The organism is Bacteroides salyersiae WAL 10018 = DSM 18765 = JCM 12988, assembly GCF_000381365.1.
GTDB lineage: Bacteria > Bacteroidota > Bacteroidia > Bacteroidales > Bacteroidaceae > Bacteroides > Bacteroides salyersiae.
Genome location: NZ_KB905466.1, coordinates 2336780 through 2360768, shown reverse-complemented (window position 1 = coordinate 2360768; position 23989 = coordinate 2336780). Strand labels below are relative to the sequence as shown.

General features: G+C 45.0%; 23 protein-coding genes and 1 tRNA gene. 11 read left to right on the top strand and 13 right to left on the bottom strand.

Annotation, left to right across the window (positions count from 1 at the left end; translation table 11 throughout):
• Positions 1–363 precede the first annotated feature (363 nt).
• The 11 genes from HMPREF1532_RS08840 (at position 364) to HMPREF1532_RS08790 (ending at position 8724) form a co-directional block, all read left to right on the top strand.
• Positions 364–951 (top strand): LOG family protein, encoded by a 588-nt coding sequence (locus HMPREF1532_RS08840; RefSeq protein ID WP_005927894.1) that lies wholly within the window; start codon positions 364–366, stop codon positions 949–951.
• The gene (locus HMPREF1532_RS08835) at positions 948–1673 is read left to right on the top strand and encodes a DUF4271 domain-containing protein (RefSeq protein WP_005927892.1); all 726 of its coding nucleotides are present in this window, start codon (positions 948–950) and stop codon (positions 1671–1673) included. The genes HMPREF1532_RS08840 and HMPREF1532_RS08835 overlap by 4 nt, the downstream gene beginning before the upstream one ends.
• 4 nt (positions 1674–1677) lie before the next feature.
• Entirely contained in the window at positions 1678–2430 is a 753-nt protein-coding gene (locus HMPREF1532_RS08830) for a uroporphyrinogen-III synthase (RefSeq protein ID WP_005927890.1), read from the top strand.
• Between the two features lie 79 nt (positions 2431–2509).
• Positions 2510–2890, top strand: a complete 381-nt coding sequence (gene rnpA, locus HMPREF1532_RS08825; RefSeq protein ID WP_005927887.1) for a ribonuclease P protein component — start codon at positions 2510–2512, stop codon at positions 2888–2890.
• Entirely contained in the window at positions 2887–3108 is a 222-nt protein-coding gene (yidD, locus tag HMPREF1532_RS08820; RefSeq protein ID WP_005927884.1) for a membrane protein insertion efficiency factor YidD, read from the top strand. The genes rnpA and yidD overlap by 4 nt, the downstream gene beginning before the upstream one ends.
• A gap of 6 nt (positions 3109–3114) precedes the next feature.
• Positions 3115–3756 (top strand): TatD family hydrolase, encoded by a 642-nt coding sequence (locus tag HMPREF1532_RS08815; protein WP_005927882.1) that lies wholly within the window; start codon positions 3115–3117, stop codon positions 3754–3756.
• Between the two features lie 68 nt (positions 3757–3824).
• Positions 3825–5117 (top strand): tyrosine--tRNA ligase, encoded by a 1293-nt coding sequence (gene tyrS / locus HMPREF1532_RS08810; RefSeq protein WP_005927879.1) that lies wholly within the window; start codon positions 3825–3827, stop codon positions 5115–5117.
• A 79-nt stretch (positions 5118–5196) separates the two neighbouring features.
• Positions 5197–5267 (top strand) — tRNA-Gln (locus HMPREF1532_RS08805).
• 342 nt (positions 5268–5609) lie between these two features.
• Positions 5610–6452, top strand: a complete 843-nt coding sequence (kduI, locus tag HMPREF1532_RS08800) for a 5-dehydro-4-deoxy-D-glucuronate isomerase (protein WP_005927876.1) — start codon at positions 5610–5612, stop codon at positions 6450–6452.
• 153 nt (positions 6453–6605) lie between these two features.
• Complete coding sequence (locus HMPREF1532_RS08795; protein WP_005927873.1) at positions 6606–7400, top strand: gluconate 5-dehydrogenase; 795 nt, start codon at positions 6606–6608, stop codon at positions 7398–7400.
• 82 nt (positions 7401–7482) lie between these two features.
• Entirely contained in the window at positions 7483–8724 is a 1242-nt protein-coding gene (locus HMPREF1532_RS08790; protein WP_005927869.1) for a DUF4861 domain-containing protein, read from the top strand.
• A gap of 119 nt (positions 8725–8843) precedes the next feature.
• Here HMPREF1532_RS08790 and HMPREF1532_RS08785 read toward each other — a convergent pair whose 3' ends face one another.
• From HMPREF1532_RS08785 to HMPREF1532_RS08725, 13 genes are all read right to left on the bottom strand, one after another.
• A complete protein-coding gene (locus tag HMPREF1532_RS08785) occupies positions 8844–9221 on the bottom strand; it encodes a hypothetical protein (protein ID WP_244266414.1) in 378 nt (125 codons plus the stop codon).
• A gap of 67 nt (positions 9222–9288) precedes the next feature.
• Positions 9289–10227, bottom strand: a complete 939-nt coding sequence (gene queG, locus HMPREF1532_RS08780; protein ID WP_005927863.1) for a tRNA epoxyqueuosine(34) reductase QueG — start codon at positions 10225–10227, stop codon at positions 9289–9291.
• 18 nt (positions 10228–10245) lie between these two features.
• Positions 10246–10902: a polysaccharide deacetylase family protein gene (locus tag HMPREF1532_RS08775; RefSeq protein WP_005927860.1), complete on the bottom strand. Its 657-nt coding sequence runs from the start codon at positions 10900–10902 to the stop codon at positions 10246–10248.
• Positions 10903–10908: 6 nt separating this feature from the next.
• Complete coding sequence (locus tag HMPREF1532_RS08770) at positions 10909–14265, bottom strand: glycosyltransferase family 117 protein (RefSeq protein WP_005927857.1); 3357 nt, start codon at positions 14263–14265, stop codon at positions 10909–10911.
• A gap of 329 nt (positions 14266–14594) precedes the next feature.
• A complete protein-coding gene (locus HMPREF1532_RS08765) occupies positions 14595–15344 on the bottom strand; it encodes a metal ABC transporter ATP-binding protein (protein WP_005927855.1) in 750 nt (249 codons plus the stop codon).
• Positions 15345–15352: 8 nt separating this feature from the next.
• Positions 15353–16234: a metal ABC transporter solute-binding protein, Zn/Mn family gene (locus HMPREF1532_RS08760; protein WP_005927852.1), complete on the bottom strand. Its 882-nt coding sequence runs from the start codon at positions 16232–16234 to the stop codon at positions 15353–15355.
• Between the two features lie 15 nt (positions 16235–16249).
• On the bottom strand, positions 16250–16987 hold the full coding sequence (mnmC2, locus tag HMPREF1532_RS08755; RefSeq protein ID WP_005927849.1) for a tRNA (5-methylaminomethyl-2-thiouridine)(34)-methyltransferase MnmC2: 738 nt from the start codon (positions 16985–16987) through the stop codon (positions 16250–16252).
• Positions 16984–17454, bottom strand: a complete 471-nt coding sequence (locus HMPREF1532_RS08750; protein ID WP_005927846.1) for a YqaA family protein — start codon at positions 17452–17454, stop codon at positions 16984–16986. The genes mnmC2 and HMPREF1532_RS08750 overlap by 4 nt, the downstream gene beginning before the upstream one ends.
• On the bottom strand, positions 17439–18443 hold the full coding sequence (locus tag HMPREF1532_RS08745) for a hypothetical protein (protein ID WP_005927842.1): 1005 nt from the start codon (positions 18441–18443) through the stop codon (positions 17439–17441). Before HMPREF1532_RS08745 ends, HMPREF1532_RS08750 begins: the two co-directional genes overlap by 16 nt.
• Positions 18443–19717 (bottom strand): phosphoribosylamine--glycine ligase, encoded by a 1275-nt coding sequence (gene purD, locus HMPREF1532_RS08740; protein ID WP_005927839.1) that lies wholly within the window; start codon positions 19715–19717, stop codon positions 18443–18445. The genes HMPREF1532_RS08745 and purD overlap by 1 nt, the downstream gene beginning before the upstream one ends.
• Positions 19718–19829: 112 nt before the next feature.
• Positions 19830–21971, bottom strand: coding sequence for a S9 family peptidase (locus HMPREF1532_RS08735; RefSeq protein WP_005927836.1), 2142 nt, complete (start codon positions 21969–21971; stop codon positions 19830–19832).
• A gap of 7 nt (positions 21972–21978) precedes the next feature.
• Positions 21979–22548, bottom strand: coding sequence for an ORF6N domain-containing protein (locus HMPREF1532_RS08730; protein WP_187373827.1), 570 nt, complete (start codon positions 22546–22548; stop codon positions 21979–21981).
• 26 nt (positions 22549–22574) lie between these two features.
• On the bottom strand, positions 22575–23888 hold the full coding sequence (locus HMPREF1532_RS08725; protein ID WP_005927830.1) for a THUMP domain-containing class I SAM-dependent RNA methyltransferase: 1314 nt from the start codon (positions 23886–23888) through the stop codon (positions 22575–22577).
• Positions 23889–23989 lie beyond the last annotated feature (101 nt).

The window sequence follows — 23989 nt, the reverse complement described above, 5'->3', positions numbered from 1 at the left end:
TCTTCTATCTCGTACATTTTCATCCAGCGGGACAATGTACCTAAACTTAATCCATTACGTCGTTCAAATGTTTTCCGACGGTCGGAGCTGGAAAGATACTCGCGAATATAAGACTTACTTTCCAATTCTGTAAACTTTCTGTGAGGTTTTCTTTTGGTTGACATACTTTTTTTGATTTAGAAAGTGTCAACTTATTCAGTACACTACAATTAATGGTTGTTGATAAGTATATAGAATGTCTTGTGAAGACGATAATGATCCACTCTCTGAATTAGGGCCATTTTTTATACTTCTTTTATTGAAGGATTTTATGTGTAACCCAAAAAAACGTACCTTTGTGGTCTAAACATATGATATAGAAGTATGAATCAGATAAATTCCGTATGTGTTTACAGCGCATCGAGTAGCAAGATAGATAAAGTGTATTTTGAAGCAGCCGGCCGGTTGGGCAAGTTGTTTGCCGAACGGCGTATCCGTTTGGTGAACGGTGCTGGAAGTATTGGATTGATGCGTTCTGTAGCCGATGCTGTCCTTGAAAACGGAGGTGAGGTTACGGGGGTTATTCCCCGGTTTATGGTGGAGCAGGGATGGCACCATACAGGATTGACCCGGTTGGTTGAAGTGGAAAGTATGCATGAGCGGAAGCAGCTCATGGCGGATTTGAGTGATGCTGTCATAGCTTTACCCGGCGGATGCGGTACATTGGAGGAACTGCTTGAAGTTATCACCTGGAAACAGTTGGGGCTTTATCTTAATCCGATTGTGATATTGAATACAAACGACTTTTTCGATCCGTTGCTCGACCAGCTTAAGCGGGCTATTGACGAGAATTTTATGCGGAGACAGCATGGCGATATCTGGCATGTGGCTGCCACTCCTGAAGAGGCTGTCGAACTGGTGTATAGGGTTCCCGTTTGGGATGCGTCCATCCGTAAATTTGCGGCTATATGAGTGCGTGGTTGATGCTTGTATCGGGTTTTGAGGGGATACCCCTTCCCTATTCTCCCCGTACGGACGATGTAATTGCATTGGTTCTGCTTGCCTGTTTCTTCTTCTCGTCCTTTGCGTTGGCACGGAGCAAGAAGTTTCTTTCTCAACAAGCAAAGGACTTTATGCTTCATCGCGAACGTACAAGTATTTTTGCTGCCTCTACGGCGGCGGATGTCCGTTATCTGTTGTTGCTGGTATTTCAGACCTGTATCTTGAGTGGTATCTGCATTTTTAACTACTTTAATGATGTGCAGCCGACTTTGATGGAAAAGGTTTCCCCTCCTCTCCTATTAGGAATTTATATTCTTATCTGTTTGCTTTATCTTTTACTAAAGTGGCTGTTTTATTCTTTCTTAGGGTGGGTGTTTTTTGATAAAAATCGGACAACTATATGGTTGGAGTCTTATTCTACACTGATTTATTACCTCGGATTCGTTCTTTTTCCGTTCGTTCTTCTCCTTGTTTATTTCGATTTGAATATCTTGTTTTTAGTTTCAATCGGGCTGTTCTTGATAATTTTTGCTAAAATATTGATGTTTTATAAGTGGATAAAGCTTTTTTTCGATAAGATTAGCAGCCTTTTCCTTTTAATTTTGTACTTTTGTGCCCTTGAAATCATGCCCTATTTACTTTTGTATCAGGGCTTGAGAGAACTAAACAATATATTGGTAATAAAAATTTAGGACGTTGAAAATTAAGAAAGTACTTGTGTCGCAGCCAAAACCTGCTTCAGAGAAATCTCCCTATTACGACATTGCCGAAAAGTATGGCGTAAAAATAGATTTCCGCCCCTTTATCAAAGTAGAAAGTGTTTCTGCTAAAGAGGTCAGACAACAGAAAGTGTCAATCCTTGACCACACAGCTGTCATATTTACTTCGCGTCATGCGATTGATCATTTTTTCCATCTTTGCACGGAGCTTCGTGTGACTATTCCGGAAACAATGAAGTATTTTTGTGTAACGGAACAAGTTGCACTTTATATTCAAAAGTATGTGCAATACCGCAAGCGCAAGATATTCTTTGGCGCTACAGGTAAGATTGAAGATCTGATTCCTTCTATTGTGAAACATAAGACTGAGAAATATCTCGTGCCGATGTCGGATGTGCACAATGATGACATCAAGAACCTGTTGGATAAACATAATATCCAGCATACGGAGGTAGTGATGTATCGCACTGTTAGTAATGACTTTGGCAAGGATGAAGAATTTGACTATGATATGTTGGTATTCTTTAGTCCGGCCGGTGTTTCTTCGTTGAAGAAGAATTTTCCGGATTTTGATCAGAAGAATATTAAGATCGGAACATTCGGCTCTACAACAGCACAAGCTGTTCGTGATGCCGGGCTTCGCTTGGATTTAGAGGCTCCTACCGTACAGGCTCCTTCTATGACAGCCGCTTTGGATATGTTCATTAAGGAGAATAACAAAGGAAAGTAATTAATAAATGACAAACGACGAGCTACAAGTGCTGCGCACGTGCGTGTGCTTGTAGCTCGTTGTTTTTTATATCGTACGGATGAATACATTGTGTAAAGCTGAAAGGCTTCATAGTAAGATTGTTATTGAAAAGATGTTTGCGGGCGGTTTTTCACGTTCGTTTTCCGTCTTTCCTCTGCGTGCGGTGTATATGTCTGTGGAGCAGCAGGAAGTGCCTGTGTCTATCCTTATCAGTGTCCCCAAAAAGCGGTTTAAGCGGGCGGTAAAGCGTAATCGGGTAAAACGTCAGATACGTGAGGCTTACCGGAAGAATAAGGGTCCGTTGTGGCAGGTTCTGCAAGAAAAAGGACTTGGGTTGACGATTGCTTTTATTTATCTGTCGGATGAGCTGTGCCGTACTGAGGAAATAGAAGAGAAGGTAAAAGTGTTGTTGGCCCGTATCGCGGAGAGGCTGGAATGAAGCGTCTGTTGTCGTACATATTATTGATTCCTATCTATTTTTACCGGGCATGTATTTCTCCTATGCTCCCTCCCTCCTGCCGTTTTACTCCGACTTGTTCGCAGTATGCCATCGAGGCAATTAAAAAACACGGTCCTTTTAAGGGTTTTTATTTGGCTGTAAGACGGATACTGCGTTGCCATCCCTGGGGTGGTTCCGGATATGACCCTGTACCTTAGTTGATTATGAAACTGTTGGATATACATTCTCATCATTTGTCCGAAGATCCTTTCCGGGCAATCTTGAATATTCGTTTTCCGAAAGATAAGTTCTTTCCGGAAGCAGGACGGTTTTATTCTGTAGGTGTACATCCGTGGGAAGTGACGTTGGAAAATCGGATAGACTGGACTTTGTTTGAGGAGTTGGCCGGGCATCCGCAAGTGCTTGCTATTGGCGAATGCGGTATGGATAAACATGTTTATCCGGAGTTATTGATGGCTCAGGAACGCATTTTCTCGCGTCAGTTGGCTGTTGCGGAAAAGTTAGGAAAACCGGTTCTGATTCATAATGTGAAGTCTACCGGGATTATCGGACTTTTGAAAAAGAACGCTTCTGGTCATATCCCCTGGATTCAGCACGGTTTTCGCGGAAAGCCGGAATTGGCTTTGGAAATGCTGCGTTCGGGCTTTTATCTTTCTTTGGGGATTCGTTATAATGAGGATTCTTTACGGGTAATACCGCTTGACAGACTCTTTTTAGAGACGGATGACAGCGAGACGGATATCTGTCAAGTATGCGAGAGGGCAGCTCGTACGTTGGGAATCTCCGTAATCAAACTTACGGAGCAGATACAGCATAATATCAAGAAAGTTTTTTTTAATGGATAAGAGTTGTTTCTTCAAAGAAAGAGTCGTACTTTTGCCCTGACTAAATATTTAAAAACTAATATCATTCGATGAATTTTGTAGAAGAATTAAGATGGCGTGGCATGCTGCAAGATATGATGCCGGGCACAGAAGAATTGTTAGCTAAGGAGCAAGTAACAGCTTATCTCGGGATTGACCCGACGGCTGATTCATTGCATATTGGTCACTTGTGTGGCGTAATGATGCTCCGCCACCTCCAGCGTTGTGGTCATAAACCGTTGGCACTCATCGGTGGTGCGACAGGTATGATTGGTGATCCGTCCGGTAAATCGGCAGAGCGCAATTTGCTGAATGAAGAGACTTTGCGTCACAATCAGGCTTGTATCAAGAAGCAGTTGGCCAAGTTTCTGGATTTTGAATCGGAGGTACCGAATCGCGCAGAGTTGGTGAATAATTATGACTGGATGAAAGATTTCACTTTCCTTGATTTTGTTCGTGAAGTGGGTAAACATATTACTGTGAACTATATGATGGCAAAAGACTCGGTAAAGAGACGTCTGAACGGGGAAGCCCGTGACGGGTTGTCATTTACGGAGTTTACTTACCAGTTGCTTCAGGGATATGACTTTTTGCATTTGAACCAGACTAAGGGTTGTAAACTTCAGATGGGTGGTTCGGATCAGTGGGGCAATATCACTACGGGTGCCGAGCTGATACGTCGCACGAACGGAGGAGAGGTCTTTGCTTTGACTTGTCCGTTGATTACCAAAGCGGATGGCGGTAAATTCGGTAAGACGGAATCGGGTAATGTATGGCTCGATGCGAAATATACTTCACCGTACAAATTCTATCAATTCTGGTTGAATGTCAGCGATTCGGATGCGGAACGCTACATCAAGATATTTACTGCTCTTTCAAAAGAGGAAATCGATTCATTGATTGCAGAGCATCAGCAAGCCCCGCATCTGCGTGTGCTTCAAAAACGTCTGGCCAAAGAGGTGACGATTATGGTTCACTCTGAAGAGGACTATAATGCGGCTGTAGACGCTTCTAATATCTTATTTGGTAATGCTACTTCCGATGCATTGAGAAAACTCGATGAAGACACGCTATTGGCGGTTTTCGAAGGTGTTCCGCAGTTCGAAGTGTCTCGTGATGTACTGGCTGAAGGTGTGAAGGCGGTCGATTTGTTTGTAGACAATGCGGCTGTATTTGCATCAAAAGGTGAAATGCGTAAGTTGGTACAGGGCGGAGGCGTCTCTCTGAATAAAGAAAAGTTGGCCGCATTCGACCAAGTGATTACTACGGCAGATTTACTGGATGAGAAGTATTTACTTGTTCAACGGGGCAAGAAGAACTACTATCTGATCATTGCTAAATAAAAAAAATGCCAAAATATTTGGAGATTTAGTTGCATAGCACTATCTTTGCACCGCTTTTTAACAGAAAGCACAGCGAGTTTGTCCTATGGTGTAATGGTAGCACAACAGTTTTTGGTTCTGTTTGTCTAAGTTCGAATCTTGGTAGGACAACAAAATAGAAATCCCCGGTGATCAATGATCGTCGGGGATTTTGCTTTTTCTGCCATCCGGCTTCTCTTTATTTCGAACAACAATTGGGGGGCAACGTAAAATTCTGAGGAATTAATGTAAAAATGATCTTTCGGTATTTCTGAAAAAATATTGAATGGTACTTCTCTAATTCGTATTATAGTTTGTTAAACGCTTCGTTTATTATCTGTCTGTGGACAATATTGATAGATAATAAGAACAAAAATGCAAGGTTTTGCCATTTTCTTTTTCTATTTTTGCATCGTGTACGCAAACGACGTGCACCTGAACTGTAATATTATAAACTATTTAAATAAGTAAAGTATGAAAACGAACTATGAAATTCGCTATGCTGCGCATCCGGAAGATGCAAAAAGCTACGACACTACGAGAATCCGTCGTGACTTCTTGATTGAAAAAGTATTCTCAGCTAACGAAGTAAATATGGTATATTCTATGTATGACCGAATGGTGGTCGGTGGTGCAATGCCGGTAGGAGAGGTGCTTAAACTGGAAGCGATCGATCCGCTAAAAGCTCCTTACTTCTTGACTCGTCGCGAAATGGGTATTTTTAATGTAGGTGGTCCCGGTGTGGTGAAAGCCGGTAATGCAGTATTCGAACTCGATTATAAAGAAGCCCTTTATTTAGGTTCGGGAGACCGCGAAGTGACTTTCGAGAGCAAAGATGAAAAGAATCCCGCCAAATTCTATTTCAACTCATTGACTGCCCACCGCAATTATCCGGATAAGAAAGTGACGAAGAAAGATGCTGTGGTTGCAGAAATGGGATCGTTGGAAGGTTCTAACCACCGTAATATCAATAAAATGCTGGTGAATCAGGTATTGCCTACCTGTCAGTTACAAATGGGTATGACGGAACTGGCTCCGGGAAGTGTATGGAACACAATGCCGGCACACGTCCATAGCCGCCGTATGGAAGCTTATTTCTATTTTGAAGTACCCGAAGAGCATGCTGTATGTCATTTCATGGGTGAGGTGGATGAAACACGTCACGTATGGATGAAGGGTGACCAGGCTGTTCTGTCTCCCGAATGGTCTATTCATTCGGCTGCCGCTACGCACAATTATACATTTATCTGGGGTATGGGAGGAGAAAACCTTGACTATGGAGATCAGGACTTCTCGTTGATTACAGACCTTAAATAAGGATACAATGCACTGATGTGCCAATGTATCAATTTAAACAGGCTCTAAGAAATAGCTTAATAAGAACAATTAATTAACAATCTTCGTGCTGGATGTGTGAATTAGTACCTTTGCCGGTATGTTGGCACATTGGCACATTAATAAATTATTATTATGGTAAACTTTTCATTAGAAGGTAAAGTAGCACTGGTAACAGGTGCGTCTTACGGAATCGGTTTAGCTTTGGCCACTGCTTTTGCTCGGGCCGGTGCAAAGATTGTGTTTAACGATATCAAGCAGGAACTGGTGGATAAGGGTCTTGCTGCTTATCAGGCTGAAGGTATCGAGGCTAAAGGATATGTATGTGATGTGACCAACGAAGAGCAGGTAAACGCTATGGTAGCTCAGATTGAAAAAGAGGTAGGCGTTATTGATATTCTGGTAAACAATGCAGGTATCATCAAGCGTATTCCGATGCATGAAATGACTGCTGCCGAATTCCGTCAGGTAATCGATATCGACTTGAATGGCCCGTTCATCGTGTCAAAGGCTGTTATCCCTTCTATGATTAAAAAAGGTCACGGTAAAATTATCAATATCTGCTCGATGATGAGTGAGCTGGGACGTGAAACTGTATCGGCTTATGCTGCTGCTAAAGGCGGCTTGAAGATGCTGACTAAAAATATCGCTTCTGAATACGGTGAATTCAACATCCAATGTAATGGTATCGGCCCGGGCTACATCGCTACTCCACAGACTGCTCCATTACGCGAGATCCAACCGGACGGTTCGCGTCATCCGTTTGATTCGTTCATTATAGCTAAAACTCCGGCTGCCCGTTGGGGAACTCCGGAAGATCTGGCAGGACCTGCTGTGTTCCTGGCATCGGATGCTTCTGACTTCGTAAACGGGCATATATTGTACGTTGACGGCGGTATTCTGGCATACATCGGAAAACAACCGAAATAAGAGACAAAATACAGTTATATACTGTAGGGCGGGGGAGAACTCCGCCCTTTCGGGTTTTTATAATCAAAATAACGACAGAAAGATGAAAAAACTATTTTTCTTTATTGCAACTGCTCTTGTATGTTTCGCTTGTAATGAGAGCAAAACGGTTACTGTAACGGTAACGAACCCAACTGCTATGGAGCGTGCCGGTGAAATGGTGGAGGTATCCATGAGTGATGTTACTTCTAAATTGCAATTGGCCGATACGGCACAAATTATTGTACTCGATGCTGACGGGCAACAAGTACCTTATCAGATTACTTATGATGAGAAAGTGATTTTCCCGGCCACGGTAAAGGCAAACGGGACTGCCGCTTATACTATTCAGGCAGGTGTGCCGGCTGTTTTCGATACGAAGGCATGCGGACGCTATTATCCCGAACGTGTGGATGATGTGGCATGGGAGAATGACCTGGTTGCTTTCCGTGCTTATGGCCCGGCTTTGCAGGCTACCGGCGAACGTGCTTTCGGCTATGATGTATGGACCAAATACAACACAACGGAACCGGTTGTAGAGGCCCGTTATGCAAGCGAATTGAATCCGGAAACTAAAGCGAAGATCGATGAGTTGAAGAAGACGGATCCGAAAGCAGCGAGTGAGCTTTACCGCTCTGTTTCTTATCATGTAGATCATGGTAATGGGTTGGATTGCTATAAAGTAGGACCTACATTGGGTGGCGGTACGGCTGCCTTGATGGTTGATGACGAGATTGTTTATCCCTATTGCTATGCTACGCAGGAAATTCTGGACAATGGCCCCTTGCGTTTTACTGTGAAGTTGGTGTATAACCCATTGACAGTGAAAGAGAATACGGATGTGGTAGAAACTCGTCTGATCTCTCTGGATGCAGGTTCGCATATGAACAAGACGGTTGTTGCTTACAGCAATCTGAAAGAAACGACTCCTGTAGTTACCGGTATTGTTCTCCATGAACCGGATGGTGCTGTTGTAGCCGATGCCGCTAACGGTTATATCACTTATGTAGACCCGACGGATAACGTAAACAACAATAATGGAAAGATTTTTGTTGGTGCGGCTTTCCCTGCTACGGTAAAAGAGGCTAAAGTTGCTCTTTTCCCGGAGAAAGAGAAGAAAGAATTGCGCGGTGGGGCAGATGGCCATGTATTGGCTGTCAGTGACTACGAGCCGGGTTCGGAATACACTTATTACTGGGGAGCTGCATGGGACAAGGCTGATATCAAAACGGCTGATGCCTGGAATGAGTATGTAGCTGCGTTTGCACAGAAGTTGCGGGCCCCGTTGACGGTGACCGTACAGTAAGATTAAGAATACTTCAAATAGAAAAAAAGACCGTTGTGGAGCATGATGCTGTGCGGCGGTCTCTTTTTTATGCTCGGAAAATGACTCTAATCATCGTGCATGATGCTTTTTACCTGTTCTCATTTATGGACGGCGCCATTTTTCTGGGGAGTTCCGGGAGTACTTCTTCCGTTCTTTATATACTGCTGTAAGAGTGCTCTCAATTCTTCTACGATATCCGGATGTTCTTTGTATACATTATGTTTTTCTCCCGGATCCTGATCCATGTCATAAAGTTGGATGAGAGGTGATGAGGTAATTGCTTCTTTGTCTGCATTGGGTTTCGGATAGCTCCAGCCACCGGATCTGGGTGAGCATAGTAATTTCCATTTCCCTCTTCGTATGGCAAATTCTCCACGGATGGAATGATGTACGGTGGCTTCCCGTATTGTTTCAGGTTTGGCGGGATCCTTGATTAACGGCAGGATATCGTAACCTTTTATTTTTTTTATTGGCATTCTCTCAAAAATTGTCACTGCCGTCTCATGTTTGACTTTGCCGGATAGGGGGCGATGCGATTGGAGCTTATTCGTTACTTTCCACCTGATGTATGTTTCTCATTAGTCCGGCATATTTGGCCCTTTTTACGGCACTTCCTTTAAAAAGAGTTCTGTATTGCTCTTCTGTCAGTGTGTGCCAGTCTTCTTTCTCCATCTGCATAAAGAGCTCTGTGGGTTGCAGTTCAGGTGTCTGGCAAGGGGTGGCAAACTTGTTCCAGGGACAGGCTTTCTGGCATTCGTCGCAGCCATATATTTTATTGCCCATTTTTTTGCCCTCTAAGAGAGGAATGGCGTCACGGCTCTCAATGGTAAGGTAAGACAGGCAACGTCTTGAATTGAGCAAAAAAGGAGCCTCCAGCGCTTTTGTAGGACAAGCCTGTATGCATCGGGTACAATTGCCGCACCGGTTTTTCTGTGGCTGGTCGTATTCGTCTACTTCCATATCGAGAAACAATTCTCCTAAGAAAAAGCAGGAACCGGCATGTGGAATGATGAGCTGGGTGTTTTTTCCTATCCAGCCGAGCCCTGCGCGATAGGCCCAATAACGCTCTAATACGGGGGCGGTATCACAGAACACACGGCTTTGCAAGGGTAGGGGAGAGTGTGCGGAAATGTATGCCTGCAACGAGGTCAGTCTGGTTTTCATCAAGTCGTGATAGTCTTTGCCATAGGCGTACCAGGCAAACTGGTATTGGTCTTCCCGTAATTGCCGGGCAGGATAATAATTGAGAGCTACGGACAGAATGGTACGTACCCCTTCCATCAGCAGGCGGGGATCGAGGCGTTTGTCAAGATAGTTGCCCATATAATTCATGTTCGCCTGCATTCCTTGTGCCTGCCATCGGCTGAAAGCGTCGGCAATGGCTGTGTTTACCGGTTCTGCCGGCGCCATTCCGCATGCAGAAAAGCCGAGGCGTAGAGCTTCGGCTTTTATTTGACTTGCAGAAAGGGTTTTTACCTCCATGGTTTTGCTTTCACGATTTTATTTTCTGTTATTGCCGTCGTCCGGTGAGCTTCTCCGGGCAGGAAGTACTTTAAAAGCATAGCCCTGTTGTTTCAGGTACTCGATTGAACGGGGCAAAGCGTATTGCAGATTCCCATTGTTCCACGATTTTAGTGAGTCGTGGAAGGTGATGATGGAACCATTGCGCACATACCGTTTTACATTGGCCAAGACCTGCTCGGGACGTCTCTTTTTACTGTAATCACGTGTCACTAAATCCCACATGATGATATCATAGTGTTGTTTTAGTGTGTGATATTGCTTGAAGCCCATATGTCCGTGTGGCGGGCGGAAGAGGTCGGTCTTCATTTCCCGGTTGGCGAGATCGGTGTTTTTTAGGTATTCGTCGGCAGAGTATTCGAATCCGCGAATATGGTTGAATGTATGATTCCCGATCCGGTGCCCGCGTTCGACGACCATTCTGAATATATCCGGATATTTCCGTATATTATCGCCTACCATGAAAAAGGTGGCCTTGATGTCGTATTTATCCAGCAACTCCAATACCCACGGAGTTACTTCCGGGATGGGGCCATCGTCGAAGGTCAGATAAACAGCCTTCTCGTCGGGACTCATCCGGAAGATAGCTTTCGGATATAGAGCGCGGAAAATCCACGGTGGTTGCTCTATAAACATTGCCTTTTATCTTGCTCCTTTCATGCGGGAAACATACATGCCATACAATTCGTCCAGTTTGCCGGAATAGTTGTCTGACAGTTTTGATTTATATTTCTCCATGAGTTTCAATTCTTCGTTCAGCAGAGCGATGTGGTATTCGAATTCCCGTGATGATACGAAGAATTGCGAATTGTCCAGACTGAGATACCAAGTGAGGTATTCGATGGCTTTATTGGCCAATGCGTCCATAATCTTATCTGCTTTTTCTGTCTCTCCCAACTGGTAATAGGCTTCTGCCATTTGTACGGCACCGTTCTGCCAATCGTAGGGAACATTGTAAGCAGGAATCATCTTCTCTGCATAATCCAGTGCTGCGAGGGCTTTGTCTTTTTTGCCCTCTTTCATCAGCTGCTCTATCAACTGGGCGAACACACGGCGGTGTGTGTAGCACATGCGCATTACGTTTTCGTCAATGTAGATGCCCGGTTTGTCGATGCCGCCGAATTTGAACTTGTTCATCAGGTTGTCATACATCTTTTCGCTGTCCACGGTTGTTCCTAACTTTTTGGTTTCGAACGGTGTGAAGCGGGAAGCGAGACCTTCCTGGATAAAGTGTTTGTCCATGCCTAACTGATTTTCCCGGCCTACGGTGATGGCCATATACATCGGCCGTTCCCAGTTGGCATGCGCCAGCATTTCGAGCATCATCAGCTCGCTTTTGTAAAGTGCGCGTTTGGGTCTTCCGTTGTCATCTCTCAGCAGGATATTCATGTGATCGGGGATTGAATCGCCCAATGCTTCCGGAATTTTCATACCACTGCGGCGTACGGCTTCTTTATCGATTTTGATGACGATACTGTCAGTCGGGATAACGTGTAACCCTTCTTTCTCGGAACGTATCCAGTATTTGAGGATGTTCTTTAATTCGTAGGGATCTTCTCCGAACTCGTTACGGACATTCTGCAAGGCCTCCGGATTGTCGCTGCTGTTTGCCTGGGCATAGAGGGCGTCGATGGTCTGTTTGATTTCCGGACGGATCTGAATGTATTCATTGGTTCCTTCTACGTATTCTACGCGGTCCCATGTGATGGGGAGTGACGGGGAATCGTAAGCCGGGCGTTTCATTTGGTCGATGTACCAGTCCGTTTGCAGATAGCTCAGGTTGCAGGTACGGGCATCGGTACGGAAACCTTCTGTCTCTTGATTGTACCATAAGGGGAATGTATCATTGTCACCATTGGTAAAGATGATCGGATTGCCGCTTTCCTGTAAAGACATCAGGTAGTTTTGCCCGAAATCACGTGCGACGTAACGTCCCGAACGGTCATGATCATCCCATGTCTGGCTTGCCATTTGGATGGGAACCAGCAGACAGAGTACTGAAACAAGGACAGACGCCGGAAGTTCCTTCATTTTGGCGTAGTCCTGCAAGAGCTTGATGATACCTGCCACGCCCATACCTACCCAGATGGCAAAGGCATAGAAGGAGCCTGCATATGCATAATCTCGTTCACGGGGCTGGCTCGGGGTCTGATTCAGATAGAGCACAATGGCAATACCGGTCATAAAGAACAGGAAGAATACTACCCAGAATTGCTGTACGCCTTTCTGTCCCCGGTAGGCTTGCCAAAGGAGGCCGATAATACCTAAGAGCAGAGGCAGGCAGTAGAATACATTGTGTCCTTTGTTGTCTTTCAGTTCTTGCGGAAGCAGGCTCTGGTCGCCTACCAGCCAGTTGTCGATGAACGGGATGCCTGTAATCCAGTTGCCATGTTCTATTTCACCGCTTCCCTGGAGGTCGTTTTGACGTCCGGCAAAGTTCCACATAAAGTAACGCCAGTACATGAAATTGAGCTGGTAGCGGAAGAAGAACTTAATGTTTTCCCATTGGGTCGGAATGTTGACCATGATGGCATTGCCGCATTCGTCGTAGGGGACGTCGACACCGTTGATATCTACCCATCCTTTGTATTGTGCTGCGTGTGCGCTGCTGTACATACGCGGGAAGAGCATGTTTTGTGCATATTTATATTCCACACGTCCGGGAACCTCGATGTACGAGTCTTTTTCGTCTGCGGATGTTTTTTCTTTACGGATATATTTGGTGGTACTGTTGGCTTCTACAGGAACGCAATATCCGTCTTTGACTTCCAATTCTACTTTTGAAGAGTAGGCCTGTCCGTAAAATAACGGACGGGTTCCGTACTGTTCACGTCCCAAGTATTCGCCCAGTGTGAAGATATCTTCGGGAGAGTTTTGGTCCATCGGAGTGTTGGCCGTTGAACGGATAACGATCAGGGCATACGACGAATAGCCTACCATGATCATCATGGTACAGAGTAGGGCGGTATTCATGGTGCGTGCAGATATCTGGTATTTCAGATCGAGTTTTTTTGCGAACAGGTAAAGTCCCAAGGCTGCCAGTACGATAATACCGATAATGACGCTGCTTGCTCCGTGTCCGTAGAATGGGATACCCAACAGGGCAATGGTAAGCATAAAAGAGATATTCATGCGTGGGCGGCTGGTTTCCGTATAACTTTCGTATACTCCCCAGATGATGCTCGCTGCAAGTATAATGATATAAACAATAACACCGGTATTGAATGGCAGCCCCATGCTGTTGACAAAGAGCAGTTCGAACCATCCGCCTACTTTTACAACTCCCGGTACAATGCCGTAAAGTACGATTCCTACCAGTACCATAGAACCGAAAAGGGCCAAAAGCGAACCTTTGGCATTGGCGTTGGGAACTTTTTTATAATAATATACCAATACGATGGCGGGTAAACAAAGCAGGTTCAGCAAGTGAACACCGATGCTTAATCCTGTGAGATAGGCGATCAGGATGATCCAGCGATCACTGTGTGGCTGGTCGGCCACATCTTCCCACTTCAGAATCAGCCAGAATACAACGGCTGTGAACAGGGATGAATAGGCGTAAACTTCACCTTCGACGGCACTGAACCAAAAGGTGTCGCTGAAGGTGTATACCAATGCACCGACAAGTCCGCTACCCATAATGGTGATCAGTTGACCGGTCGTAATGTTGTTTTCGTCCTTGATAATGAGTTTGCGTACCAGATGGGTGATGCTCCAGAAAAGGAACAGAATACAGGCACCGCTCATCAGGGCGCTCATGTAATTCACCATTTTGGCCACGGTGGTGGCATCGGATGCAAATTGTGAGAATAGGTTGGCTGTCAGCATGAAGAAAGGTGCGCCGGGCGGGTGACCGACTTCCAGTTTATAGCCGGTAGTAATGAACTCGGGACAATCCCAGAAACTGGCTGTCGGTTCTATTGTCATGCAATAGACCGTGGCAGCGATAATGAAAGTAAGCCAACCGACGAGGTTGTTTACGGTTTTGTACTGTTTCATTAAAACGATAGTTGTTTATTCATTAACATGTTAAGTGGGCGCAAAGATAATGATTTACATGTATAAAGAAGTGGAAAGGGAGGAATAATTATAAGATTTTAGGAAGAAGCCTATACGGGATGTCCGTCGATATGCTTTGTTTGCGGAGTGTGCAGGTTGAATAAAGGTGATAAGGCAGTCGCTCTTTTATGTTTTTTCTATTGCTTTTTTACTGTTTCACAATTGTGAGGAGAGCGTCTCATGGTTGTGAGACGCACGTCTCTCATGTGTGAGGAACTCGTTTCACAACTGTGAAACGATTAAGACTCTTATTGGTTTCTCTCTTTCCTCTAATGATGATGGTGATGCTCTCCCAGTACGCGGTGTGGCAATGTGCCGTGCCCTAATAATTCGATAGGGCAGTTGAAGTTACGTTCCAGCCACTCTGTCGTGACTTCCGTATCCGGGTGATAATCCAGTGTTTCGTTGACGCAGGCGATGGACTTGACCTGTTGCAGTACCGTGCCGATGTCGTGACTCACAAGGATAATGGCGCATTCTTTGTTTATTTCTGCCAAAAGCTCGTATAGGCGGGCTTCGAAACGTTTGTCTATGTAAGTACTCGGTTCGTCGAGGATAACGACCGACGGGTCACTGACAATGGCACGCCCCAATAAAGCACGTTGTAATTGTCCGCCGCTGAGTTGTCCGATCGCACGGCTTTCCAAGCCTTCCAGTCCCATACGGGCGATGGTTGAACGCACTTTCTCGCGTTGTTCGTCTGTAAATCTACTGATGAGTGACTTTTTGGAACTGAGTCCGGATAATATTACCTCTTCAACGGAAATAGGAAATTTACGGTCGATCGTATTGTATTGCGGGAGGTAACCCATAGTCGAAATATTGTATGTAATCTTTCCGGCTGTAGGTTTTAATAACCCTAAAATGCATTTGATAAGAGTTGTTTTTCCTCCTCCGTTGGGGCCGATAATGCCTAAGAAATCATTTTCATAGACAGTAAGGTTGATGTCATGCAGCACGGTACGTCCGTCATATCCGGCGGAAAGTCCGTGAACTTCTATTATCGGTTGTGTCGTCATCGGATCGTTTATTGTTTATCGTTGTTTGCCAATGCCCGGGCAACTGCCTGCATTTCTGCTTCCCAGTCGTAACTGAGAGGATGGATGGGGACAATTCTTGTCCGGGTTTCTTTAGCTATGATTTCTGCATTACGATGATCAAACTCGGGTTGGATGAAAATAACACGGACGTCTGCCTGGCGGCAAACATCTACCAACTCTTTCAAATGGGCAGGAGAGGGCTCCTTTCCGCCCTCTTCGATGCTGATTTGTTGCAGTCCGTAATCGCGGGCGAAATAGGAAAGGGCCGGATGATAAATCATAAATGTCCGGGTAGCGCCGGGCTCTTTCAAGGTTTCCCGGATAATGCTGTCTGTCTGTATGATACGTTGGCTCAGACTGTCGTATCGGGCCAGATAATAGGCTTCGTTCTCTTTATCCAGCTGACAGAGCGCTTTGTACGTATTACGCGCGATGATGAGGGCATTGCCGGTCGAATTCCAGATATGTGGTTCCACGCCTCCGGCATGGCGGTGGTCTCCGTGAATCTCTTCTTCTTCAAAAATGAGGTCTACATCTTTCGACGTATCGAATACTTGGATGTGGGGGGTATTGTCTGTGAGACGATCCATCCAGACTTGTTCGAAGCCAATATAGCCGATGCGGAAATAGGCTTTGCTGTCTCCAAGTGAAACGAGCTGTTGGGGCGTCGGATCGTAGGTTTCCGGACTGCTGCCTTTGGGTACGATGCTGATGACATCGAATTTATCTCCGGCAATGGCTTCGGTGAAATAACGTTGCGGCTCGATGGTGACGGCAATAACCGGCTTCTCGTTATTTTGTTTTGACTTTCCTGTATTGCACGATGTCAGGCAGATGATTATCAGGAGAAGAGCGAAGATATGTCTCATATATATTGTTTCTTTTTAGATGGTTGTTTTTTTCTCCGGCGGACAGTCTTTCCGGGCTCTTAGTATTTCTCGTTTTCCTCCTGGGGGGCCGGGAAGGCGTTCCACTGTAAAGCCTGCTGCCTGTAACATACGGCGTACTATCCCTTTCGCACAATAAGTGGTGAGTATGCCTTTCGGATTCATTATAACATATAGCCGGTTGAATAGTTCTTGCGACCACATCTCCGGTTGTTTCTCGGGTGCAAAAGCATCAAAATAGATAATGTCCCAATGTGTTGCCGTGCCGATCCCCCGGTTACTGTCAGGTATCACCGTGTTTTCAGCAGATAGATTGCCACATGGACACATAAATACATTGTTTACATCCGCTTGTACTTTTCTTAACGTAAAGTGGGGCGTTATTATTGCATCCTCACCCCAGGGAATCATATGTAATGTTTTGAACAACGGGTTGTTACTATATCCCAACGGCTCTACGATATCCCAGGAAAGCGGGTAGAGTTCGATACCGGTATAGTGCACTTTCCGAAGGGATCTTTCTGCAGTTTCAAGTGTAAGCAGAGCATTAAATCCCGTTCCGAAACCTATTTCGAGAATATGTGGCTCTACGGCTTCGGAGGCATTCAATCCCATGTCGATGAAAATATGTTGAGACTCGGTTCTGGCACCTTTCACAGAATGATAATGTTCGTTCAACTCCGGAACGAAAAGAGTGGCGCTGCCATCGGCAGTCAGTTCAATGATTCGTTTCATACCATTAAGTCGATCAGCCCCCTCGCTGCAAGGATTACTAATATATAACGCAGCATTTTTCCGGCCAGCATAGAGATGGAAACTACCCATATATTGCTTCGCAGAAATCCCAGTGCAACGGCTATTACGCTTCCGATAATGGGAAGAAAAGCGAAGAAAGCCATGAAGCCGCTTCGTCCGTTGAGGTAGGCTTGCATACGTTCTACCTTTTCCCGTTTCATGTGGAAGTATTTTTCAAGCCAATCCATACGGCCCATGCGCCCCATTGCATAGCAGGTCAGGCTACCTAAAAGGTTGCCTGCCGAAGCTGATAACAGGCAGATAACAGGACTCAAACCTGTACTGGGCAGAACCAATGCTGCCAACACCGCTTCCGAGCTGAAAGGAACAACGCTCCCAGCCAGTACGGCAGAAAGAAACATGCCTAAATAACCCCATTCAATAAGAAAATTTATAAAAGCGTCCATACATTGAAACAGAATAAGAGAATTAATCCGGTCATGGAACCGATAAAGAATAGATTAGCGGCTTTACTGTTGGTTAAAACAAACAAATGTCCCACAAGAATACTGACTCCTATCAGAAGTAACGATAGTAGGTCCATGCAGTGGGCCGGTTGCAGGAATATGAACAGGAATATGCAGAAATTTATGAAAATCAGGAAATGCAGATAAGAACGGGTACGTATCTTGTCTTCGAATCCACTGACAATGCAATGCGCTGCGCTGACTATGAACAGGATGAATAGATAACCAAGCGTAACGAGCTCCCAAAGTTGAAGGTCCTTGCCGGGATTGACCGGTTGGAAATGAACCAGCTCGACGAATGGTTGGTAGAACAGCTCCATCTGACCGTAGAAGAACGCATGGCCGAACAAAAACCAATAGGAAACACTCAGCCCTATCAATGCGGCACAAAAACTACGGGCTGTGAGTGATTGGAAGTAATAAGCTCCTATCAGCCAAAGGGGAATGAAATATAATAATTGTGGAAACAGCAGGCTTCCCGCTCCTATGAAAACGAAAGAATGGAATATATAACTCACCGGACGGGGGTGCTGATAACTTTTAAATAAGAAAAACAGAGAGATAAGGAAGGCTACGGCGGCTATATCTCCTGCATACAACAGGTGCATGCCCGGACAGATGGTTACCAATAAAAAATAAATGGAGGTCTGTACCGAAGCCCGCATACGGATAATGGCGAACGTATTGTTGAGCTCGATCAGAAAATATCCGATGGCGGCGTATAGCATAAAGCTGATGACCCTGTCGGCCCAGGCAGGGAGATAAAGTGTGCAGACCGACTGCCACAATGCATATCCGGCTTCTTTTTCCGAACTCATTGCAGGCAGCAGGATGGAAGTGCCTATCCAGCAGACGATGCAAATAAGGATAACAGCGGGCAGTGTGAATCTGCCTGCTGTTATCCGGCCTTGTAGTCTTCTATTTCTCATTATAAATCAAATCCGATATCGTGCCGGAGGTTTTTCTTTTCAAATTGTATCATCTCGGCCACTTGATAGCTCTTTGCAAGTGCTTCTTCTTTGGAATTTCCATACGAACTGATGGCAATGACACGTCCTCCGTTGGTTACGATTTGACCCTCTTTTAAGGCCGTGCCGGCATGAAAGAGAATGCTTTCCGTATCTTGGGCCTGTTCAATGCCGCTGATAGGAAATCCTTTCTGGTAAGTTTCCGGATAGCCGCCGCTTACCAGCATGACACATGCTGCCGTGCGAGGATCGATCTCGAGCGTTTTTGTATCTAAGTTTTTCTGGGCTACTCCCTCGAAAAGCTCTACGAGATCGCTTTTGACGCGAAGCATTACGCTTTCTGTTTCCGGGTCTCCCATACGGACGTTGTATTCGATCACCATCGGTTCTCCTTTTACGTTGATCAGCCCCAGGAAGATAAAGCCTTTATAAAGAATGCCCTCTGTCTTTAGTCCGTTGACGGTAGGTTCGATGATCCGTGTGCGGACTTTTTCCATAAACTCTTCATTGGCAAAGGGAACCGGAGTAACGCTGCCCATACCTCCCGTGTTGAGACCTTTGTCGCCTTCACCGATACGCTTGTAGTCTTTGGCTACAGGAAGTACTTTATAGTGTTCGCTATCCGTCAATACGAATACGCTGCACTCGATTCCACTGAGAAACTCTTCGATAACCACTGTTGCCGATGCGTCTCCGAACATACCGCTAAGCATCTCTTTCAGCTCTTTTTTTGCTTCATCCAGAGTCGGAAGTATCAATACTCCTTTTCCGGCACAGAGTCCGTCGGCTTTCAATACATAGGGTGCTTCCAGACTTTCCAGAAAAGCAAATCCTTCTTCCAGGGTATCGGCTGTGATACTCTTGTACCGTGCGGTCGGAATGTGATGGCGTTGCATAAATTCTTTGGCAAATTCTTTACTGCCTTCCAAACGGGCACCTTCGGCAGTAGGCCCGATAATGGAAATATGCTTTGTTTCAGGGCTGTTTTGGAAATAGTCGTAAATACCTTCTACCAACGGATCTTCGGGGCCGACTACGATCATGTCGATTTTCTCTTTAAGAGCAAATGCTTTCAGTGCATCGAAATCTGTAGCTTTGATGTTTACGTTCTCACCGACCGAAGAGGTTCCGGCATTACCGGGAGCGATGTATAACTTTTCCACTTTGGGGCTTTGGGCTATTTTCCATGCTAAGGCATGTTCACGGCCGCCCGAACCTAAGAGTAACAGTTTCATATTGATAATTGGGTTAATATGCCGATATACCAATGTGCGCGTCCGGCACCGGATATGTGGCATTTGTTCTTACTTATAATTTATTTATCGCATCTTTAAAACAGGCACCGGTTTACAGGTTATCTTCAAAATAGCGGGTTATCTTTTCGTGTAAATGTACGCGGTCGCGTCCCATTACATTGTGTTTATGTCCCGGGTAAATGAAGAGATCCGGATAAGTACGGGCGTCTACGCAGGCTTTCATGAATGAAAGTGTATGCTGGGGCACACAGGTATCATCGTGGTCATCATGGATGATGAGCAGATGCCCTTTCAGGTTGCCGGCCAGATTTTTCAGATTACACTGTTCATAACCTTCGGGATTGCTTTGAGGGGTATCCATATACCGTTCTCCGTACATTATTTCATAATAACTCCAGTCGATAACAGGACCACCGGCTACACCTACTTTGAAAATCTCCGGATAGCGGAGTAGCAGTGCAGTAGTCATGTGGCCGCCGAAGCTCCATCCATGCACGCCGATCCGGTTTTTATCTACATAAGGCAAGCTTTGTAGAAATTCGGCTCCTTTTACCTGGTCTTTTCCTTCTTCGATACCTAATTGGCGGAAAGTAACATTTTCAAATTCCAGTCCACGATTAGAGCTGCCGCGATTATCCAGACAGAACATGACGTATCCTTTATTGGCCATGTAAATATCCCATCCGCGGGCACCGTTTTGCCAGCCTCCTGTGACCATTTGAGCATGGGGACCTCCGTAGACATATACAATGGCGGGGTATTTTTTGTTCGGATCCATGTCAGCAGGTTTGATGAGGCGGTAATACAAATCGGTTACACCGTCTGCGGCTTTGATCGTACCGGTTTCGATAACCGGCATTTTGTAGCCGTCGAACGGATTGGCTGCTGTGAGCAAGTTGATGTTCTTTCCCGTTTGAGTATCGATGATGTCAATTTTTCTGGGAATGGTGGGAGTAGAGTAACTGTCAATCACATAACGGCCTGATTGACTGGCTGTAGCATTGTGTACTCCTTCGGTATCTGTATGCATACTGAAAGGCAGACTGCGTTTGCCTGTTTTTACATTTACGGAGAAGTTATCCCGTCCTGTAGCATCGTTGACACTGAAAAGAATTTCTTTCTTTTTTTCATTGAAGCCCAAGATGCTATTAACCAGCCATTGCCCTTCGGTCAGTTGCTTGATCAGCTTGCCGGTGATGTCATACAGATATAAATGATTGAAACCGCTACGTTGGCTTTGGTAGATGAACTTAGTAGAATCCCAAGGTAAGAAAACGATGGGTTGCTGAGGTTCTACATATTTGGGATGTGTCTCTTCGAGGAGGGTAGCGGCCAGTTCTCCGGTTTCTACATCATATCGGCACAATTTTGCATGGTTCTGATCGCGGTTTAATTCTATCAGATAGAGGCTTTTCCCGTCCGGTGACCAACTGATATTGGTAAAATAACGGTCGGTAGGGTCTCCGGTCTTTAAATAGTGCGTTTTGCCGGTAGTCGGATTGTAGATACCTATCATGACTTGATGGCTGGTCATTCCCGCCATTGGGTAACGGATGTTGTTTACTTCTCCTATACGGGCGGTTATATCTACCAGTGGATATTGAGTCACCATACTTTCGTCCATACGGTAAAATGCCAGCAGATCGCCTTTGGGATTCCAGAATGTGCCTTTGTAGATGCCGAATTCGTTTCGGTGTACGGATTGACCGCAAACAATGCCTTCGGGCTCATCGGTAACAGGATTCTCGTTTACGTACAGATTGTTCCCGACCGTATAGGCCACGTTTCCGGTAGCGGTACAATAATCTTGATTAGAAGCACCTTTTGCCAATGTAACGGTAGAAACGATCCGGTTGTTTTTGAAGTCATAGACAACATATTTGCCGGGCAGTTCGATCAGCATTTCTTCTTTATCTGCCCAAGGGAAACTTGTGGAATAGAAATGCGGCAGTTTTCCTGTCTGCTCTTTTTCCAGTACTTTGTTTACGGTTTCCCGTATGGCGATGATCTTCTCTTTTCCTGTTTTGGGATCGATAACGAATAGAGTATCTATACTTGGTTTGATACATTCATCCCCCCACCATTGTAAGCTGTAAAGGTTTTCGGCATAACGGTAGGTCTCGCCGCCGGGAATCAGATCTTCCAGTGTCGGCGTTTTTAACTCTTGCGACATGATATTTGTGATAAATAGGCTATAGATCAATCCTATCAGTAGATAACCTTTTTTATTCATCATTTTCTTATTTATCCTCTTGGTTTTTGAATCCTTGTATCTCGACCCTGTTTAAAGGAGCCGTTTTAGATTGAATGATGGCACTGACTTTGGCAAAGGCTGTGAACAGCTCTTCGAACTGTTTTTCATAGCTTTCCCGATCGGAGGATATATCTTCTTCGAGATATTCCACACGTTTTCTTAATTCGTCCAGTTCTTGCTTGGGGATGTTCGAAAGCAAATATTGGCGCATGTGGACAAAGGCACGGATAATATTGATATTGATTTCAATGGCCGTTTTGCTTTTTAGTACACTTGATAACATCACTACTCCATACTCTGTAAAAGCAAAAGGAAGATATTTAATGTTATGTCCCTGTCCTGTTTTCAAGGTCACAGATTGTGATCTTGAAAACTCTGCTTCTTCTTTAGTAAGTTCAAACATGAATTCTATTGGAAAACGTTCGATGTTGCGCCGTACAGCTTGTTTTAATACTCGAGTCTCTACGCCGTACATTTCTGCCAGATCAAAGTCCAGCATTACTTTCTGTCCTCTGATTTCATAGATCTTATTTTCTATGATAGCTAATTCATCCATCATTGCTACTTTTCAGCCTTCGGCTTCTAATTTTTTTTGAATTCTCTCGGCTTTCTGTCGCCATTATTGAAGCTTTGTCCTTCTCTTGGCCTTCTGTCTCCGGAGAAACTACGGCTTCCTTCTTCACGGCGTGGACGGAATTCTTTTCTCTCTCTCGATGTTTTTTCTCCATTCTCTTCGCCGCTTTCCTGACTCTTGAATTCCTTGTATTTACCGTCGAATATTTCGTATTTACGGAACTCGCATTCCAGTGCTCCGTTGAAAAGTGGGGTCTTTTGACTGGGTTTTAATCCTATCTGGTCGAAACATTCTTCACGATACGAGAGTATCCATGCATCATTGCCCACAAATGCATGCTTTAATCGTTCGCCGATCATGCTGTACAGTCCTAAAAGGTCATTGGTGGATATACGTTCACCATAAGGCGGGTTCGTGATGATAATTGATTTTTCGGCCGGTTGTTCGAATTGCTGAAACGGTTGTAGTTTCAAAACGATGTCTTTTGATACACCGGCAGCCTTGATGTTATGCATGGCAATTTCATTGGCTTTCGGGTTGTTGTCATAACCGTATATTTTATGTCCGAATTCCCGTTCCTGCGTATCGTCGTTGTAGATATTGTCAAATAGTTCCTGATCGAAGTCTACCCATTTTTCAAAAGCGAACTCCTTGCGGAATACACCCGGTGCGATATTACGGGCTATCAATGCAGCTTCGATGGGGATTGTTCCCGATCCGCACATCGGATCGATGAGATCGCATTCGCCCTTCCATCCGGTCATTAAAATCATACCGGCTGCCAATACCTCGTTTAGCGGTGCTTCAACAGCTTCTTGACGGTAACCGCGTCGATGTAGGGATTCGCCGGATGAATCGAGGGAGAGAGTACAGGTCGTTTGTGCGATATGGATATTTAATAGTACATCCGGTTTGTTGATACGCACGGATGGACGTTTGCCGTTCAATTCGCGGAAATAGTCAACGATAGCGTCTTTCACTTTATAAGAGACGAATTTGGAATGACGGAATTCTTCACTGAATACAACGGCATCTACGGCGAAGGTCTTGTTTACATCCAATATATTTTCCCAATCGATGGCTTTAATTTGATCATAAACTTCGTCGGCATCCTTGGCTTTAAAATTTTTGATAGGCTTCAGAATGCGGATGGCGGTGCGCAGGCAAAAGTTCGCTTTGTACATCATCTCTTTATCTCCGGTGAATGAAACCATTCTTCGACCTATCTGTACGTCATTGGCTCCTAATGTCGTCAACTCCTCTGCCAGTATCTCTTCCAATCCCTGGAAGGTTTTGGCAATCATTTCAAATTGTTCGCTCATAATGAATAATGTGCCAATATGCCAATGGGGGTAATGTGCCGATTGGCTGGCGCGTTAATTTGTTAATTATTCAAGTTATTAATTTCTTATTCTCTTAATCG